This is a genomic window from Billgrantia lactosivorans, from assembly GCF_003254665.1.
GTDB classification, from domain to species: domain Bacteria; phylum Pseudomonadota; class Gammaproteobacteria; order Pseudomonadales; family Halomonadaceae; genus Halomonas; species Halomonas lactosivorans.
On the sequence record NZ_QHGY01000035.1, the window covers coordinates 1 to 995 of the forward strand.

Annotated in this window: 1 protein-coding gene; it reads left to right on the top strand. The window is 70.5% G+C overall.

All coding sequences use genetic code 11. The features are described 5' to 3' along the window. Nucleotides 1-995, top strand: a 995-nt coding sequence (gene pyk, locus DIS04_RS20270; protein WP_111415591.1) for a pyruvate kinase, incomplete at both ends; no start/stop codon positions are given.

Consider the following 995-nt stretch of genomic DNA (forward strand, 5'->3'; position numbering starts at 1 on the left):
ACCACCGTGGTCACCGGCGGCAGGCTCTCCAACAACAAGGGCATCAACAAGCAGGGCGGCGGGCTCTCGGCCCCGGCGCTCACCGACAAGGACAAGGCCGACCTCGCGACCGCCATCGAGATCGGCGTCGACTACCTGGCCGTCTCCTTCCCGCGCTCGGCCGAGGACATGCACGAGGCCCGCCGCCTGCTCGGCGAGGCGGGCCGCGAGATCGGCCTGGTGGCCAAGCTCGAGCGCGCCGAGGCGGTGGCCGACGAGGCCACGCTCAACGGCATCATCGAGGCCTCCGAGGCGGTGATGGTGGCGCGCGGCGACCTCGGCGTGGAGATCGGCGACGAGAAGCTGATCGGCATGCAGAAGCGCATCATCAAGCGCGCCCGCACGCTCAACCGCGCGGTGATCACCGCGACCCAGATGATGGAGTCGATGATCAGCTCGCCGCTGCCCACCCGCGCCGAGGTGTTCGACGTCGCCAACGCCGTGCTCGACGGCACCGACGCGGTGATGCTGTCGGCCGAGACCGCCGCCGGCGACTACCCGGTGGAGACGCTGGAAGCGATGCGCCGGGTGTGCCTCGGTGCCGAGCGCGAGCGCATCGCCCAGGAGTCGGGCCACCGCATCCACGAGGGCTTCTCGCGCATCGACGAGACCATCGCGCTCTCCGCCATGTACGCCGCCAACCACCTCACCGGGGTGGCCGCCATCGCCTGCATGACCTCGACCGGCTACACCCCGCTGATCGCCTCGCGCATCCGCTCGGGGCTGCCCATCGTCGGGCTCGCCCACAGCCCCGTGGCCCAGCGCCGCATGGCGCTCTACCGCGGCGTGGTCTCGCTGCCGTTCGACACCACGGCGATGGCGGCGAGCGAACTCAACGACCGCGCCCTGGCCCTGCTGGTGGAAAAGGGGATTGCCGAGCCGGGCGATCATGTCATCCTGACCCGGGGCGACCACATGAACGCCCACGGCGGGACCAACACGATGAAGATACTCGA